The organism is Paenibacillus sp. CF384, from assembly GCF_900106745.1.
GTDB lineage: Bacteria > Bacillota > Bacilli > Paenibacillales > Paenibacillaceae > Paenibacillus_Z.
Genome location: NZ_FNNV01000012.1, coordinates 1 through 17,154, shown reverse-complemented (window position 1 = coordinate 17,154; position 17,154 = coordinate 1). Strand labels below are relative to the sequence as shown.

The following is a 17,154-nucleotide window of genomic DNA, read 5'->3' as shown; positions in this document are numbered from 1 at the left end:
TTCAAATAGCCACTTGGTTGCGAATCTAGAGCCAAATGTTGCTTATTATGCAACATTTGGCTGTTTCTGGCTGCTGTAAGGTTCAAATGTTGCAACAACTGCAACAACTCCCGATGTTTCCTCGCCCAGTCACCCCCAATGCCCAGAATTACTGCCACCGAACGACGCTCATCACCACGCGCTTTCCGCTGAGGCGACGAACTCGCACAACCTCTCCATGAGCCAGACAAAAGCTTCCCCGAAAGCCACAATGCGCTTTCGGGGAAGCTTTTTCATTACATCCGATCCTCAACCCAAACCGCCATTTCCCCAATGCCGCGATTGGCCCAGGCATAGTAGGGGATGAAGGTTGCTTTCATGGGGGTGTTTTCCCATTTCATATCGCTAGCGTACAGCGATTGCTGCCAGTCTGCGGCAGGACCTCGCCTTACTGCATCTGCAGTAATCGTGCAGAGACCGCCAAGCAGCTGCGGATTAAACTGCACCTCAAGGTCACCGCCACGAAGCAGGGCAACCTGATGCAAATGGGCGCCGTTATCCGCTTCCTCCATGCAATAAACGAAAGGGCCTCGCTGCAGGGTTGTTTTGCCGAAAGTATGCCGAATGAGAGGATGGCCTTTCATACGCAGGATCGGCATATCGAATGTAAGTTCGACCGTATCGCCGCTCTGCCACACTCGGTTCAATTCAACATATCCGCCGCCGCGCGCTGCTTCACTTGAATGCGAATCCGAGGAGGAGGACTTGGCCAATTGGCCATTAATAAGGAGGCTGTACCCGCCGCCGCTCCAGCTTGGAATCCGCAGTGAAAGCGTGAATGCCACAGGTACAGCAGCGGCATGCTCAACCCGCATGCGAACGGCGCCATTCCAAGCGTAATCCGACTCTTGCACAAGGCTGATTACATTACCGTCAAGCACCCATTCGGCTTGCCCGCCTATGTAGAGATGGGTGTACAGCGTCCGATCGCGCGTCGTGTACATATATTGACCGAGTGACGCGAGCAGCCTCGCGATATTAGGCGGGCAGCAGGCGCAGCCGAACCAACCTTGGCGTTCGGGCTTGATATGCTTGTAATTATGATTGTGACTACAGGCTTCCGGATGCACTTCAAGCGGGTTCACATAGAAGAAGTGCTTCCCATCGCGAGACATGCCGCTGACTACGGTATTATACAGCGCGCGTTCAAGCACATCGGCGTATCCGCCGTCCTTCGGCTCGATCTGCAGCATCCGCGCCGCGAAGAAAATCAGCCCGATGGATGCGCAAGTCTCCGCATAGACCGTATCGCTGGGCAGGTCGTAATCGTAGGTGAACGATTCTCCGTGCGCCATGGAGCCGATGCCGCCGGTGATATACATCCGCTTGGTCACCATGTTTGACCATAGCTTCCGGCACGCCGCGAGCAGTTCCGCATCACCGGTTTCTGCTGCAACATCGGCCATTCCGGCACACAGATAGACGAGTCGAACGGCATGACCGTCGGCTGCTTCCTGCTGGCGGACAGGTAAGTGAGCTTGGCTATAGGCATAATCATGAGACATCAGAAGACCCGGGAAATGGACTGTTTCGCCTCGCTTCTCCCATTCCAGCTTATAGAAATGCGGCTGCGCACCGCGCTGATCAAGGAAGAATCGGCTGAGCGAGAGATACCTGTGTTCACCTGTTGCCCGGTACAGCTTTACCAGCGCCAGCTCAATCTCCGGATGACCGTCATACCCCTGCAGCTTGGCTGGCTCAGGGCCGAATATTGTATCGATATAATCCGCGAATCGGCGGGCAATGTCGAGGACTCTCATATTGCCGGTCGCAGCATGGTAAGCGACGGCGGCTTCGATCAAGTGCCCTGCGCAGTATAATTCATGACACTCGCTCAGATTCGTCCATCGTTTGCCGGGTTCTCTCAACGTGAAATACGTATTGAGGTATCCATCCGGCTGCTGAGCTCGCGCGAGCAGGTCGATTACCTCGTCGGCCAATGTTACAAGCTCTTCATCGTGCTCGGAGGCAAGCAAATAGCCGACGGCCTCCAGCCATTTGGCAACATCGCTGTCCTGAAACACCATGCCGTAGAAAGAACCTTGTTCGTCGCCTGCGGCGATTTGGAAGTTGCGAATGGCATGACTCGGTTCGGCACCGGGAACGCGGTCATTAAGCGCCTCCCATTGATAAGGAACGACAACCTCGCGTACAAGACGAATGTACTCGGACCAGAAGCTATCTTGAATGCGAACACTGCTTAGCGGCAGCGGACGTGAACGGTTCATTGCTGAAACGAAAACGGAGTCTTTCTCCATCTGATCCATAGGTCTCATTCCTTTACCCCTTAATCCCGGTCGTTGCAATGCCTTCGATGAAGTAGCGTTGACCGATTAGAAATACGATGATGGCGGGACTAACAACGATCGTGGTTGCGGCCATCAGGAGGTTGTAAGGTGTATTCAGCGCGCCGCGGAGAGAGGACAAGCCAAGTGCGACCGTGTAAAGCTGCTCCCTGCCCAAATAAATGAGCTGTCCGAGAAAGTCATTCCATACGCCGATAAAGGTAAACAGGAGAACGACGACCATAGCCGGCCGAATGAGCGGCAGAATGATTTTGGAATAGACCGTGAAATAGCTGGCTCCATCGATAATGGCCGATTCATCCAGCTCTCGCGGAATCGTCAGCAGAAACTGCCGGAACAGAAAGATATTAAAGGATCCTCCTCCGAAGAACGCAGGCAGAATAAGCGGCCAGAACGTATTGGTCAGCCCGATCTTGGACCAGCCCACATAGAGGGGGACGAGCGTAATAATGCCGGGAAGCAGAATAGTCATGATGACAAGCGCAAACCAGAAATTTCGCAGCGGAAACTCGACTCTGGCGAACGAGAAGGCCGCGATACTGCTGGTAAACGCAACGCCGATGAGGACGGGGATGACGATGATAAACGTGTTCTTAAAATTCCGCCCGAAATGGACGCGGTCCATGACATCGGTATAGTTGCTGATCCGAAAGGCGGATGGAATCCACCTTGGCGGAAACTGCATGGTCTCGACGAGATTCATCAATGAGGTGCGAACAATCCAGTACATCGGAAGCAGCACGATGGCTGTCAACAGAAGGAGCACGAAGTAAGTGAGCAGCCGGCTTGATAAACGCTTGGCCATCAGCTTCTGCCCCCTTCGTAGTGGACCCAGAACCGAGAAACGCGAAACAGCAGCAGCGTGAAGAGCGAAACGATCACGAACAGCACCATCGCAAGTGCGCAGGCATAGCCCATATTCATATGCTTGAACGCTTCGCGGTAGATAAGGAAGGCGTAGAATAACGCAGAATCATTGGGGCCGCCGCCTTGCGTGCCCAACGTATAGGTCTGCGTGAAGGTAGTCACCGAATTGACGAAGGCCAGAATGATGTTATAGAAAATAACCGGTGACATCAGCGGAATCGTGACGGAGCGCAGCTTGCTCCACCAGTTGCCGCCGTCGATTTCCACCGCTTCTAACAGATGACGGGGGACATCCTGCAGCCCGGCAAGGAAGATGACGATGATATTGCCTGACGCCCACACGGACATAATGATAATCGACGGTATAACAGTGCCCGGACTGCTGACCCACATCTGCTTCGGAATGTGAAACCAGCTGAGGATATGGTTAATGACGCCGAAATCAATATCGTAGAGCCAATACCAAATCAAGCTCGTTGCGAGAATCGGGATAACGGAGGGCAAGTAGAACACGGAACGAAAGAAAGCTCGGCCGCGGATGTTCTGATTGAGGAGCAGCGCAATAATGAAACAGAAGACAATACAAGCAAGTACGTTCCCGATGGAATAATAGGCAGTCACGCGAAGTGATTTGGTGAAGAAGAGATCCTCTGTGAAAATCTTGTGATAATTGTCGAACCCCACCCACTGCTCCGAGTGAAAAATATCCCACTTCGTAAAGCTCAAATAAAAGCTGTACAGCAGCGGCAGGACAGTGAACAGCAGCACGCCCAGTATGGCAGGCAATATGGTCAAATAGGCAAACAAGACCCGCTGCCGGGTATGATTCCTATAGCTTGTTGTCTTCCGAATCGCCACGGTTCGTTCCTCCTCCGGCCGGAACGTGGAGGAGGCCATGATTGCAGCTCATGACTCATGGTCTCCCCACACGCAGATACGTGATCGTTATTACTCGATTGCTTTGCCGCTGTCGAATATCGCTTGGATTTTGGGCATCATCTCGGTAATCGCTTGCTGCGCGGTCTTCGTGCCGAGCCATACCGGGTCAAGGCCCGGATTGAGCACTTCGCCGATGCGGCTGTAGGTCGGGAGAAAGAACCATGGCGTTGGATAAGTCGCTTTGAGCGCGTAATCGATAACGGCTGTTCTGTACTCCGGCGGATGAACAGGGCTCGCCGTCCATTTCTTAATCAGCGCATCATCCGTGTACCAGTTGGCTTCCGTAGGCATCCAGACGCCGCTGTCGAAGTTGGCCTGGCTGTTGTTGGGATCCATAATATATTTGTAGAGCTCGACTACTTCATCCTTATGCTTGGTCGTGTTGAAGATGACTACAGGGGTACCGGTATTGGTCGTCGCCGGTTTCTTGAAGATCGGCAGGACGCCGATGCCGTTCTTGAGGCCTTGGCTAAGCTGGGGATTAATATTGACGAGCTCCCATTGGCCGGAGGTGACCATGGCAACCTTCTTCGTGAGAAGACGTTGGCCGACATCGCCGAGATTAGCAGCCTGAGCAGGCAACGGTGCGACATGCTCCTTCAGCGCGAGATCGGCAACCTTCTGAATCGCTTCAATCGTTTCCGGTTTATCGAGCAGCAGTTCCTTGCCGTCTTGGCTTACTTCGCCGCCGCCATTGCTTATCGCGAAGGGGGTCCAGAAGAAGTCAGCGGCCGTCGTGATTTGGATGCCGTATTGGACGATGTTGTCTTTATCGAAGCCTTCATCGTTCGGGTGCTTGCCGTTTTTGTCCAGCGTCAGCTTGCGAGCTGTATCCAGCATTTGATCCCAGGTCCAGGCTTTCTCGGTTTCGGCCGGCGGGTAAGGGAGACTTGCATCGTCGAACAGCTGCTTGTTGTAGTGGAGGAGGATGATTTCATTGGCGATGCTGTAGCCTAGCAGTTTGCCATCCGGGGAGACGAACTTGTTGCTCTCGATCTTCGGTGTTACGGTGCCGTTCTCATAGAAAGCAGTGAGGTCGAGCAGTTTGCCGGATTCATTCCATTTAAGCGCATCCGCTTCGAGCAGGTTGCCGATATCAGGGAGGGTATCCGAGGCGGCCATGGCTGTGAGCTTCGCACCATAGTCATTGTAAGGAATGTTCTGGTAGTCGATCTTGATGTTCGGATGCAGCTCTTCAAACTTGTCGAGCACTTTGCGGTAAGACTTGGCTTCCTCGCTGTTTGCCCAGTCGGTGTACGTAATCGTCACCGTTTCCTTCGAGGTATTCACGTTCTTGGACGTATCCGTACTCGTGTCCTTGTCGTTCGTTGAAGCATTCTGATTCGTTGCTTTGTTGCCGTTGTTGTTGGAATTCGAGCTGCAGCCCGCGATAAGTGCCACAGTAAGAAGGACGAGCGAAGCCAATTTCACAAATTTACTGGCTGACCCCATACAAACGCCTCCAATGTAGTCAATATACTTAAACCTTTGCAGGTTTTAAGTCGAAATCTAAACGTTTAACTTTATGGAAATAGAAGAAACGCCAGTCGCCGTCCCATGCAGGTGCGGCGAGTTACTTCTCAGAGGCAGGAAAAAGGGATGCTGTGCGGTCACCCTCTGGGCGGAGCTACGGAATCCCGTTCGATGAGTGTGCATGATGGCAGCGGGTTCAGATCGAGAATTTCTCCGCGGATAATACGTGTGAGCGAGTCCATGGCTTGAAAGCCCATTTCGTGAAGTGGAAGATCCATGGTGGTAATACGGGGGATGAGGTAGCTGCTGAATTCACGATTGTCGAAGCCGACAACGGACAAGTCTTTAGGAATATGTACGTCAGCCTCGGATGCGGCTCGCAATACGCCGACAGCCATGACGTCGTTCATGGAGAGAATGGCAGTTGGCCGATCAGGCAGGGCAAGCAGTTCTTGGGTTAGTCGATAGCCGGATTCCGCTTCCCAGTCGCCCATCTTGACTAATTGGGGATCGAATGGAAGCTGGTGCTCGGTGATGGCTTTGTAATAGCCGTTAAATCGGCGCTGCGACGGAAGGGAGTTCATGATGCCGCTGATGATGGCGACTCGGGTATGGCCTTTCTTGATCAAGTGGCACATGGCTTCATAGGAGGCTAACTCGTCGTTGTATTGGATGGAGAGATCATTCTGCGTGTAACAGTAGGTGTATACGATGGGTTTGCCTGCGGTATCAATCAGTCCCGTTAGCTCGCGGGGGTGCACGCCGATATAAATAATGCCTTCGACCTGCTTGCTGAGCAGCTCGGAAACCGCGTTGACCGCATATTTACGGTAGTTCTCGGTGTGCTCGAAGTTACGTCCGATTCGCTTGTGAAGCCGTAGATTCGTTAGCAAGATATGCATATCATGCTGGTCGGCAAAATCGTTAATGCCATCGATGATTTCCGGCACATTGAATACGGTCACATCCTCGGCGATGACGCCGATGGTGTTCGTGCGTTTAATCTTAAGGCTCTTGGCGATATCATTGGGCTTATAGTTCAGCTCCTCAATCACCTTCAACACGCGCTCACGAGTCTTCAGCTTGACGTTCCGGGTGCCGTTGAGTACGTAAGATACGGTGGCCGTGGATACATCAGCCATCGCGGCAATTTCTTTAATGCCGATTTTGGTCATTGGCAGGACCTCCGCTCCACCCTTCACGTTCAGTTATCTAAACGTTTAGATTTCTTGATTTCGTTATACCATGGGCCATCCATTTTTTGCAAGCGTTATTTTGTAAGCGCTTTTCCGAAACTAATAATTGCCTTATACAATTCTAATATTTATCTGAAACTCTACTGCTACGATCGGGATAGGTATTCATAGAGGGAGAGGATTAGATGACACCCATCAGTAAGGAAGTACAGTCACTGGTTAATCAACTTCATCTGTCAGACAATGAAATCGCAGAGAAATTTCAATTCGCGCTGAGTGGTCAGCAATTGTCGCCGGAAGAATCGAAACGGTTTATCGCTTTTCTCAAACAAGAATTAGCGGTTGCGGCAACCTAATCGATCGCATAGATCCTATATAAACAGTCTCCCTCTGTGAAGTAGAGCGTCATCTAATAGCAGGGGGTTCTTTGTGTCTGTTTACTAAGATAACGGCTAGCCTAAGCTATATAGGTCTTTAGATGCAGATACAAATTACCACTGTGCTAGGAAACAAAATCCAGTATAATGGATGTCAAAGACTAGCATGGGAGTGTTCGAATGAATTATTCCGGAGATTTATCTGTATTGAATGCCATGGAGCCTATTGTGGTGTCCGTATTGGAGGAGCACTACGTGAAGACAGGTATCCTCAAGTGCGGCTGTGACCGATGCAAGCTGGATATTCTGCTCTTAACACTTAACCATCTTCCCACTCATTACACTTCATCTCAACAGGGTGAAGCTTATATTAAAGCTTATTATTTGAACCCGCAGCAGCAGTCAGATGTATTGCGCGAGATCACGGAGGCTGTCAAAGTCATTGAGTTAAAACCGCATCATTAATGAGCTTGCAGCCATCCGTTCGTCATGAACGGGTGGTTTTGTTGTTTGAGAGGGCGGCTTTTGCGAAGGAGCTGCCCAATATGGCAAGATAGAAACATACGGCAATAGAAGGAGTGGAAGGTATGCGTCATGTGCTGGTGCTAGGTGGTACGCGTTTTTTTGGCAAGAAGCTGGTGGAACGTCTGTTGGAAGCGGGAGATCAGGTCACGATCGTAAGCAGGGGAGCACAGGAGCATCCATTCGGTGACCGCGTGCAGCATTTGCAGGTCGATCGGACGGATGCGGAGGCGCTGGAGTCCGCAATCGGCGAGGGTCGTTATGATGTCGTTTACGACAACATCTGCTATAACCCGAAGGAGGCAGAGGAGGCGGTTAAGCTGTTCGCCGGCCGCACAAGTAAATATATCGTGACCTCGACGCTAAGCGTGTATCCGTTCGGGGAGCCGCGGAAGTCGGAGTCGTTCTTTGATTCGGTGACGTACCCCATTCCGCAGCCTTATCCTGCCGAAATCAACTATGGAGAAGGCAAGCGATTAGTAGAAGCGGTTTTCTTCCAAAAGGCTTCGTTCCCCGTTGCGGCAGTCCGTTTCCCGATTGTGCTCGGAGACGATGACTATACAAGGCGGCTGCACTTCCATGTGGAGCATGTGCAGCAAGGGCTGCCGCTCGGTATTCCGAATGCCGATGCGGTGATGTCCTTCATCGATGCGGATGAAGCGGCTGCGTTCCTGGACTGGCTGGGTCGCAACGCGGAGACCGGTCCGTTCAATGCCTGCTCTCGCGGGGAGATTTCGCCGGGCGGCATAGTGGCATGGATTGAGAAGGCAACGGGAAAGCAAGCCTATGTGGCGCTGGAAACCGATGAGCAGCACAGCTCGCCGTTTGGCGTACCTGAGCCGTGGTACATGGATACGGCCAAAGCTGAGGCAGCCGGTTACAAGTTCCGTGAGCTTCACGAATGGATGCTGCCGCTGATTGAGCGTATCGCACAAGAGAAGAAGTAAGCCAGAATAGCTGCCGGGTGTCGCAGATTTTGCGATGCTCGGCAGCTTTTCTCTATATACAGGGGTTTAGCCGCTCATATTAATTGGGAAAACCGCCCATACTACTTCGGAAACACGAAGGAATAGATGGAGGGTATATGAAAAAGAGTCGAATGACACATGCCGGGAGCCGGCTGCTCGCTGCGCTGTTCATGGTTGTTATTGGTGCCTCACTTATCGGGATGAATGGGACGATCGTGCGGGCGGCGGAGTCCATGCAGGAGCCATCGCAGGTGCAGGCACAGGAGCAATCCCAGGATCAGGAGCCGCCGCAAGCAGAGGTGCAGAATCAGGAGCAAATGCAGGCGCTGCCGCCGTCGCCGTCGCAAGAGCAGGAGAAACCTTTAACGGCTGCGTTTGTACGTGGTGGTGCGCTGTGGATGAAGATAGGCAGCGAGGAGAAACAGCTCACGCAAGCGGAGCATGTCCTTTCGCCGAAGTGGTCTAACGACGGACAATGGCTTGCCTATGCAGCCGGGGAGCAATCCAATGAGCTATGGATGCTGGATGTATCGACAGGAGCGAAGCATCTGGTTGCCGCGAACGGCGGCCGCAATTATAAATGGTCACCGAATCGACTGCTGCTCGCTTTCGATGAGGAGCAGCGGCTCTATGTTGTGGACTCGCAGGAAGCGACGAAGCCGGTGGAGGTGAGCTCGGCGATTGGGGCTATCAGCAATTATGGCTGGCTGCCGGAAGGTGACGGCTTCGTGGTTTCGACGCAAGGGACATTTAACGGTCAGACGCCAGTGCGCATCATGCAGCTTGCGATGCAGCCGGATATGACCGGGGCAGGCTCCGTTCAAGCGAAGCAGCTGTACGTGATGCCTTCACAGCTGAATGAACTGCCTGTCGTTGGCACAAGCGTGTTCAAGTGGTCGGCAAACGGCAAATGGATGGCGTTCCTCGCGATTCCGACGGCTTCCCTCTCAGCAGACAGCAACACGTTATGCGTGCTGGCAGCGGACGGCTCCGTCTTCAAGCCGGTTGATCAGATGGTGAACCATGCCGGTTGGATACAATGGTCACCGCAACGCGACGAGCTGGCTTATATCGGTGGGATTGGCAGAGAAGCGACGTCTAATAAACAGCTGCGCGTGACAAGTGTTCCGGATATTCAGCCGAGGAATGACCTGACGCCGGCAGGCTTTGTCGATCAAGATTTCACTTGGCGGAGTCCGGTGAATATCGTCGTATCACGCGCAAAGGCGAGCGATGGAACGGACAGCTCAGGGAATCGACCTTACCCGAATTTGGTGAGCGTGAAGTTGGATGGGGGACAGCAGAAACGAATCACCAAGAACGCAGATGGCTACGGCGATTTTGGCCCGGTATCGCTTGGAGCAGCTGGGCTTGGCTGGGTGAGATCGAATCGGAGCATGGCCAACGTGCTCGTTGCACCTCCCGGTCAGGGTGAGAACAAGGCGGTACAATGGATCGCGAACATCGATATCGGTACTAATTACTATGAGCAATGGAATTGGAATTCAGTGCTGAAATTCAGTGGTAAATAGTGTAATAAAATCAAGCGAAATAGCCACAAAATCAATGTTTTGACTTTGCGGCTATTTCGTATGTACAAACAAAGTTTACGTACATCTTCCTGTAAGTAAAACAAATAACATTGTTGCCATAATTTAAATATAAATTGGAAGAAACTAAATGAATGATTTTCGGGTATCTACGATTATAGTAGAAGTTATATGTAATCATTGTGCGACTTAAGTCCTATAATGCCAATAGATTTTTAACGATAGAGGAGAACAATATGCGAATCATCCTTTTATCCGGGGGGTCAGGGAAAAGATTGTGGCCCCTGTCGAATGATTACCGCTCGAAACAATTTATGAGGGTTATGGCTGCTCAGGATCCCTCGGAAGATGTTCAAACCTCGATGATACAGCGTGTTTGGGCGAAGCTGGAGGAACATGGCCTTGCGGCATATTCAGTCATAGCTGCCAGTAAAGATCAACAGGAAATCATACAAGCTCAAATCGGGCACGAGGTGCCGCTTGTTCTCGAGCCTAGCCGAAAGGATACCTTTCCTGCGATTTGCTTGGCATCCAGCTTTCTTCGCAGCGAATTAAAGGTCAATGCCGACGAAGTCGTTGTCGTGATGCCGGTCGATGTGGATGCGGACGACAGCTTTTTCTCCTCCATTAAGCAGTTAGCTGTTCAATTTAACGATACAGTGGGTAATCTTGGATTAATGGGGTTAAAACCAACGCATCCCTCTGAGAAATTCGGATATATTCTCGCTGGCGCCGTGCACGAACAATCCAAGCTGCTTCAGATTGATAGATTTGTAGAAAAACCATCCATCGAAGAGGCTTCCGCTTTAATTAATCAAGGAGCGCTTTGGAATTGCGGCGTATTTGCTTTCCGGTTGCAGTATATGTTGGATTTGCTTCAGGAGGGATCGTGGCCGGTCGATTACGAGCGTCTTCTGCTTCACTATGCTAGCCTGCCCTCCATTAGCTTCGATTATCAGGTTGTAGAACGGGAACACAGCATTCTCGTGTATCCGTATGACGGACGCTGGAACGACTTGGGGACATGGGATGAGTGGACTGAAACGATGCCCCATCGCCTCAATGGCAAAGGCATCCTCAGTGACGATAGCGTAAACACTTACATTATTAACGAGCTGCAAATTCCGGTCGTCGTGATGGGGATAACGGACGCGATCGTTGCTGCAAGTCCGGACGGAATCCTGGTCATTGACCGGGAAGCCAGTCCGAGGCTGAAGGATCTCGTGCAATCCATTTCCTCACGCCCCATGTACGAAGAAACCGAATATGGCTGGTACCGCATCATCGACGAGGAGAATCAGTCCGAGAGCCGCCAGGTCGTGACGAAACGCGTTCATATTTGGGCGGGGAAATGGATCCCTTATCATGAGCACGAGTTCCGGGATGAAATATGGACGTTCATCAGCGGGACGGCGGAGGTATTGGTAAACGAACGAAGGTTTCATGCGAAGGCCGGAGATGTGATCCACATTCCTTCCGGTACCAAGCATGCGATCAAAGCGATAGATCCCATTAACCTCATCGAGGTTCAAATCGGAAACCCTATAAGCGATTCCGATTTGCGCCGCTGCGACTACGATTGGGAAGCAACGAAGTAGGCAAGGAAAGGATGACCGCAAGTATGCAGGCAATAAGGATTGGGGATGCCCTCCTGAAGGAAGGCTTAATTACAGAAGCCGAATTAAAGGAAGCCGTAGACTACCAAGCTAAATTCGGTGGTCGGATCGGCGATATTATTGCGGAATTATTCCATCTTGATCGCGAGCTCATTCAATGGGCAACCAAGAAGGTCGCTGCCAAAGGGCGTCTCGGTGAAATGCTCGTGCAGACTGGTGAAATTACGCAGGAGCAGTTGCGCGAAGCGCTTGCTTTCCAGCAGAAAAGCGGCGGCGTTCTGGGCGATATTCTGTTGTCGTTGCGGTTTATTGAGCCGGATCGGCTGTACAGAGCCATCGCGACGCAGAACCAGGTAGGGCGCATCGGGAGCGAGTTCTCCATCGAGCAAGAGTTGAAGCTTCCCGAAGCGATGGCCAGAGCCTATAACGCCATTATTATAAATAGCGATAAGAAACGGCTGTTAATAGCCGTAGGTTCGATTCTAACGGCAGAACAGTTAGCCGAGCTCGAACAGCATCTAGGACAAGCGGTTGAGCAAGTGCTGGCTACCCGTGAAGAAATGGAGTTTTTCTACAAGGCGGCTTACGAGCAGGAGCTTATGGATGAAAGCACGACGAAGCTTATGCTCGCGCAGCCCGAGAATTCAGCTCATATTACGATTATGTTATCCCAATGGTTGATGATCGGAATTATCGCGGCGATTCTGGTCGGCGGGCTAATATGGAATTGGCTATGGACGCTGATCATTGCCAATATCATTATTCAAATTGCTTATATCGGGATGTCCGTCTTCAAATACACCATTATCTTATTCGGCATGAAGGAGTCCTCTCAGCTTCGCTTTACTCCGCAGCAGATCGCCGAGATCGATGAACGAACGCTCCCCGTCTATACGATATTAGTTCCGATGTACAAGGAGAGCGCCGTCATCCCGCAATTGCTGAACAATATAGAGGGCTTGGATTATCCGAAAGCCAAGCTCGACGTGAGGCTTCTGATCGAGGAAGACGATACGGAAGCGCAGGATATGCTTAAAGCGATGAATTTACCGGCTTATTATACGGTTCTCGTCGTGCCGCACAGCCTTCCCAAGACCAAGCCGAAGGCTTGCAATTACGGACTGATTCGGGCATACGGAGAATATGTGGTCATCTACGATGCGGAAGATCGGCCCGACCCCGATCAGCTCAAGAAGGTTCATCTGGCTTTCCAGCAAGAACCCGAGAACTGCTGCTGTATTCAGGCGAAACTGAACTACTTCAACAGTGAGCAGAACCTGTTGACCAGATGGTTTACTCATGAATACAGCATGTGGTTCGAATTATTGCTGCCGGGCGTTATGCAATTGGACATTCCGATTCCGCTTGGGGGAACTTCGAATCATTTTAAGATGAGTGTGCTGAAGAAGTTAAATGCTTGGGATCCGTACAACGTTACCGAGGATGCGGATTTGGGAGTACGGCTGTACAAGGAAGGCTATAAGACGGCTATCGTCGATTCCCACACGTGGGAAGAAGCCAACAGCCGCTTAGGCAACTGGATTCGTCAACGCTCCAGATGGATCAAGGGTTATATGCAAACCTGGCTTGTTCATATGCGAAACCCGATCAAGTTATGGCGAGAAATCGGTACGAAAGGATTCATCGGCTTCCAAGTCATGATCTTGGCGACGCCGCTGCTTCCGTTATTGAATCCTATTTTCTGGCTGATGCTTGTGGCGTGGTACTTGGGTAAAGTGGATGCGATTTCGTTGTTCTTCCCGGGTCCGATTTATTACCTGGCCGCAATTGAGCTGTTCTGCGGGAATTTCCTGTTTGTTTACAGCAACACGATGGGTGTCTACCGCATTACCGAACAGCTGCACAACAAGAACAAATCGGTATTCTCGTTTGGCAACATCAAATACACGCTGCTTACGCCGATCTATTGGATTCTAATTAGCATTGCAGCGGTCAAAGCGGGCATTCAGCTTATTACAAACCCCTTCTATTGGGAGAAAACCACGCATGGACACGCACCTGCGAGCGCAAGCGAGAAGATTGGTGCATAGTCGCTGCTTACCTTATTAATGGAGGCTCGCAAAAGATAATGATTAGTCAATCTCCTCCTCATCAACAAACTAGGGCGGACAAGCTGCTAGCTTGGATGTTGTTCGTATTCATAAGCCTGACCGCGTTCGCGGTAGGCTTCTATATCAGCTATACGCAGGGGTATATGCATTCCGATTCTGTCAGTCGGGTTGCTAATGCCTTCTATGTTCTCTATAGTCGGGATCCCCATCTTGGCGCGATCGGTTTCGTTTGGACGCCGCTGCCAAGCTTATTGGATCTTGTCGTTCTGCTGCTCTATCCCTTGTTCCCGGCTTTAGCGTCTCACGCGCTTGCTGCCGTCGTTGTCAGCAGCATCTTCTCGGGACTCGCTGCCGCGTTGTTATACAAGACGGGAATTCGGTTCGGCTTGCCACGATGGTTAACGCTGAGCATCGTAATCTTGTATTCTCTGAACCCGTTTATCTTCTTATTCGGCGTTAATGGCCTAAGCGACTCGCCATATTTATATTTCCTGCTGTATGCCATGATTCAGTTTACGGATTGGATGGAGCGGCGGGACTCGACCGGTTTGGTGAAAGCGGGCTTTGCTCTGGCGCTCGCATTCTGGACGAGATATGAAGCGGTACCGGTCGGATTCGCGATGGCATGCGCTGTATTCGTGGTCATCTGGTTTATTTTCGGACATGCCCATCCGGAGGAATCGAGGAAACTTCAATATAAGCGGAAGTACCATCATATCGAAGCAACGTGGATTCTCCTGCTGCTTCCAGTTGTATTCTCGGGTCTCATTTGGATTTTCTTTAACTATACGATTATGCACAATCCGCTCTATTTCTTGAACTCGGAATACTCGAACGTCGCGCAATCCGATTCACTTAAGGCAGACGCTAACTTCGAGAAAATATTCAATAGCCCGATCCTTGCGCTATGGCTCTGCATCAAGAAAACAGCGTGGTTCTCAGCCCCGCTTATTGGTGTAATCTTACTTGGATTGATGAACAAGCGACTCTTCAAGTGGGACATCGTGGTTCTTGTGCTCGTCTTTTGCTCGATTCCGGCATTGCAGTTTCTGCTGCTGCTAAACTCTTCCTCCTTTGCCTGGTTCCGTTACTTCATGTACGTGTATCCGATTACGGTAGCCTGGCTGCCTTATGAATTAAGCAAAGTGAAGATCAACTTCCGGAATTGCGCGGTTGTGCTGACCAGCCTTGTCGTGACGGTAGGGCTGCTCACCTATGCATTGACGAATCCGCTCATTGCACCGGATGAGAATACATTCCTCACGTATAAGCAGGGCAGGCATATCAAGAGCATTCAATTGGATCGTTCGGTAGCCAAATGGTTGGACGAGAACCTGAAGAACGATACGATTCTAACCGACAGCGCCGCATCGTTCATGATCATCGTGAACAGCAAATATCCGAAACGGTTCATGATTACGAGCGATTATGATTTTCGAGATGCTGTAACCGATCCGAAGGGAAATGGGATCGATTATATCTTAATTCCTCGATTGCCCGTGTACAGTACGATTAATAAAACGTATCCGAATTTATTCGAGCATGGCAGCGAGTTTGCCACGTTCTACAGAAGTTTTGAAGACCCGATGCATCGTTATGAATGGCGATTATACAAGGTGGTAAAGGGGGAACAAACAGATGAAGGACATTGAAATCTCAGTCGTGATCCCCGTCTATAACGAAGCGGTTCATATCGCGGATTCGCTCCGAACCGTATCGGATCAATTGCAGTTAACGACATCCTCGTTCGAAATCATCGTCATTGATGATGGCTCCCGGGACGGGACTTGGCACGAGCTGTCAACGCTTAGCCAGCATTTGCCCGAGTTGTACTCCTTCCGGCTTAGCCGTAACTTTGGCAAAGAATACGCGCTTTCTGCCGGCTTGGATCAAGCGAAGGGAAGAGCCGTCATTGTGATGGACTCTGATATGCAGCACCCGCCAAGTCTGCTGGCCCAGATGATTCATCTGTGGAGGAACGAGGGGAAACAAATCGTCGAGTGCGTCAAAGTCAATCGCGGCAAAGAACGATTCGATAAAGCGCTTGGCGCCTCTATCTTCTACCGGTTATTGAATCGCTTATCCGGACTCGACCTGCGCGGCGCCTCCGATTTCAAGCTATTGGATCGCAGAATCGTGGATGCGTGGAAGTTTATGCCCGAACGAAATACGTTTTTTCGAGGGATGACGGCATGGGTCGGTTTCGAACGTGCGCAAATCCCTTTCGAGGTACCGGAGCGGGTCGGGGGCAACAGCCAGTGGAGTCTATTTAGCCTCATTAAACTTGGCGTGCAAGCCATCGTTGCGTTCTCCTCCATCCCGCTGCGAATCGTAAACTTATTCGGTGTTATCTTCTTGATCGGTTCCGCCCTCTTAGGTATTCAAACGTTGGTTCGTTATTTCATGGGAACTGCCGTAAGCGGATTTACGACCGTTATTCTGCTCCTTCTCTTTACGGGTAGTCTCATCTTAATCTCGCTTGGTATAATAGGGGAGTATATGGCATCGATCTATATGGAAGTCAAAGGAAGGCCTCGCTATTTCATTCGTGAAGCTGCCTATGGAGCAGCCTCCTCGAAGGAGACGTTGGACTATCGTGCGGAAGTGGCCGCGAGCATCGAGAAAACATGAAACTTAAGATCATGATGAAGTATGGTGTTGTCGGCGTTATCGGAACGGCGCTTCACTTTATGCTGCTTATTGCATTGGTCGAACGGATGGGCTTGCATCCGGCCTTGGCATCGGCAATCGGCTTTATTGCGGTATTGGTATTATCCTATTATTTGAATCGAAATTGGACGTTCGCCGCCGCCGCGCCTTCCGGATTACGCTCGATCGTCAAGTATACGGTCGTGTCCGTGAGCGGGTTGCTATTAAATACCGGCATCATGTATATCTCGGTTGAGGTTTTGCATTTCCGCTATACCGTCGGCCAGCTGCTGGTTACGGTTGTCATCCCTCTGTTTAACTTTGTCCTGAATTATTACTGGACGTTCCGCAGTGAGGAGAAGGTGACGTTAGCGGTTGAGGAAACCTGAGGTTGAGGAACGCTAGTGAAGGGTGTTCAGGTTCAGTCTGCCGGAGAATGTCTCGACAGCCACTTATTTGTCTATGATCATGAATGTTAGGTTTAACTATGATGAACGTAAAAACAGCCCCGTATTTGCTTCAAGTCGTAGGTTAAGAATGGAAGTAGAACACATCCATTTTCAGAGCTACAAAGCAAAGG

Annotated in this window: 14 protein-coding genes; 9 read left to right on the top strand and 5 right to left on the bottom strand. The window is 50.9% G+C overall.

Going from position 1 to position 17,154, the window contains the following annotated elements; genetic code table 11:
- Nucleotides 1–275: 275 nt before the first annotated feature.
- From BLW29_RS18995 to BLW29_RS18975, 5 genes are all read right to left on the bottom strand, one after another.
- On the bottom strand, nucleotides 276–2,315 hold the full coding sequence (locus BLW29_RS18995; protein ID WP_371264748.1) for a glycoside hydrolase family 127 protein: 2,040 nt from the start codon (nucleotides 2,313–2,315) through the stop codon (nucleotides 276–278).
- A gap of 4 nt (nucleotides 2,316–2,319) precedes the next feature.
- Complete coding sequence (locus BLW29_RS18990) at nucleotides 2,320–3,150, bottom strand: carbohydrate ABC transporter permease (RefSeq protein WP_090982495.1); 831 nt, start codon at nucleotides 3,148–3,150, stop codon at nucleotides 2,320–2,322.
- The gene (locus BLW29_RS18985; protein ID WP_177186709.1) at nucleotides 3,150–4,070 is read right to left on the bottom strand and encodes a carbohydrate ABC transporter permease; all 921 of its coding nucleotides are present in this window, start codon (nucleotides 4,068–4,070) and stop codon (nucleotides 3,150–3,152) included. Before BLW29_RS18985 ends, BLW29_RS18990 begins: the two co-directional genes overlap by 1 nt.
- A gap of 90 nt (nucleotides 4,071–4,160) precedes the next feature.
- A complete protein-coding gene (locus BLW29_RS18980; protein WP_090982491.1) occupies nucleotides 4,161–5,603 on the bottom strand; it encodes an ABC transporter substrate-binding protein in 1,443 nt (480 codons plus the stop codon).
- 158 nt (nucleotides 5,604–5,761) lie between these two features.
- Complete coding sequence (locus BLW29_RS18975) at nucleotides 5,762–6,799, bottom strand: LacI family DNA-binding transcriptional regulator (protein ID WP_090982489.1); 1,038 nt, start codon at nucleotides 6,797–6,799, stop codon at nucleotides 5,762–5,764.
- Nucleotides 6,800–7,005: 206 nt separating this feature from the next.
- Here BLW29_RS18975 and BLW29_RS31475 point away from each other — a divergent pair, with 206 nt between their 5' ends.
- The 9 genes from BLW29_RS31475 (at nucleotide 7,006) to BLW29_RS18935 (ending at nucleotide 16,963) form a co-directional block, all read left to right on the top strand.
- A complete protein-coding gene (locus BLW29_RS31475) occupies nucleotides 7,006–7,176 on the top strand; it encodes a hypothetical protein (protein WP_177186708.1) in 171 nt (56 codons plus the stop codon).
- 201 nt (nucleotides 7,177–7,377) lie between these two features.
- Nucleotides 7,378–7,662 (top strand): late competence development ComFB family protein, encoded by a 285-nt coding sequence (locus BLW29_RS18970; protein ID WP_090982487.1) that lies wholly within the window; start codon nucleotides 7,378–7,380, stop codon nucleotides 7,660–7,662.
- A 122-nt stretch (nucleotides 7,663–7,784) separates the two neighbouring features.
- Nucleotides 7,785–8,666, top strand: a complete 882-nt coding sequence (locus BLW29_RS18965; RefSeq protein ID WP_090982485.1) for an NAD-dependent epimerase/dehydratase family protein — start codon at nucleotides 7,785–7,787, stop codon at nucleotides 8,664–8,666.
- A 137-nt stretch (nucleotides 8,667–8,803) separates the two neighbouring features.
- Entirely contained in the window at nucleotides 8,804–10,219 is a 1,416-nt protein-coding gene (locus tag BLW29_RS18960; RefSeq protein ID WP_143044430.1) for a PD40 domain-containing protein, read from the top strand.
- Between the two features lie 254 nt (nucleotides 10,220–10,473).
- Nucleotides 10,474–11,835, top strand: coding sequence for a sugar phosphate nucleotidyltransferase (locus BLW29_RS18955; RefSeq protein ID WP_090982482.1), 1,362 nt, complete (start codon nucleotides 10,474–10,476; stop codon nucleotides 11,833–11,835).
- 23 nt (nucleotides 11,836–11,858) lie between these two features.
- The gene (locus BLW29_RS18950) at nucleotides 11,859–13,904 is read left to right on the top strand and encodes a cyclic di-GMP-binding domain-containing protein, MshE-related (protein WP_256208721.1); all 2,046 of its coding nucleotides are present in this window, start codon (nucleotides 11,859–11,861) and stop codon (nucleotides 13,902–13,904) included.
- A 38-nt stretch (nucleotides 13,905–13,942) separates the two neighbouring features.
- On the top strand, nucleotides 13,943–15,577 hold the full coding sequence (locus BLW29_RS18945) for an ArnT family glycosyltransferase (protein WP_090982478.1): 1,635 nt from the start codon (nucleotides 13,943–13,945) through the stop codon (nucleotides 15,575–15,577).
- A complete protein-coding gene (locus BLW29_RS18940) occupies nucleotides 15,564–16,556 on the top strand; it encodes a glycosyltransferase family 2 protein (RefSeq protein WP_090982476.1) in 993 nt (330 codons plus the stop codon). Before BLW29_RS18945 ends, BLW29_RS18940 begins: the two co-directional genes overlap by 14 nt.
- Nucleotides 16,553–16,963 carry a GtrA family protein gene (locus tag BLW29_RS18935; RefSeq protein ID WP_090982474.1) on the top strand — a complete coding sequence of 137 codons (411 nt, stop codon included), beginning with the start codon at nucleotides 16,553–16,555 and terminating at the stop codon, nucleotides 16,961–16,963. The genes BLW29_RS18940 and BLW29_RS18935 overlap by 4 nt, the downstream gene beginning before the upstream one ends.
- The last annotated feature ends 191 nt before the right edge of the window (nucleotides 16,964–17,154 follow it).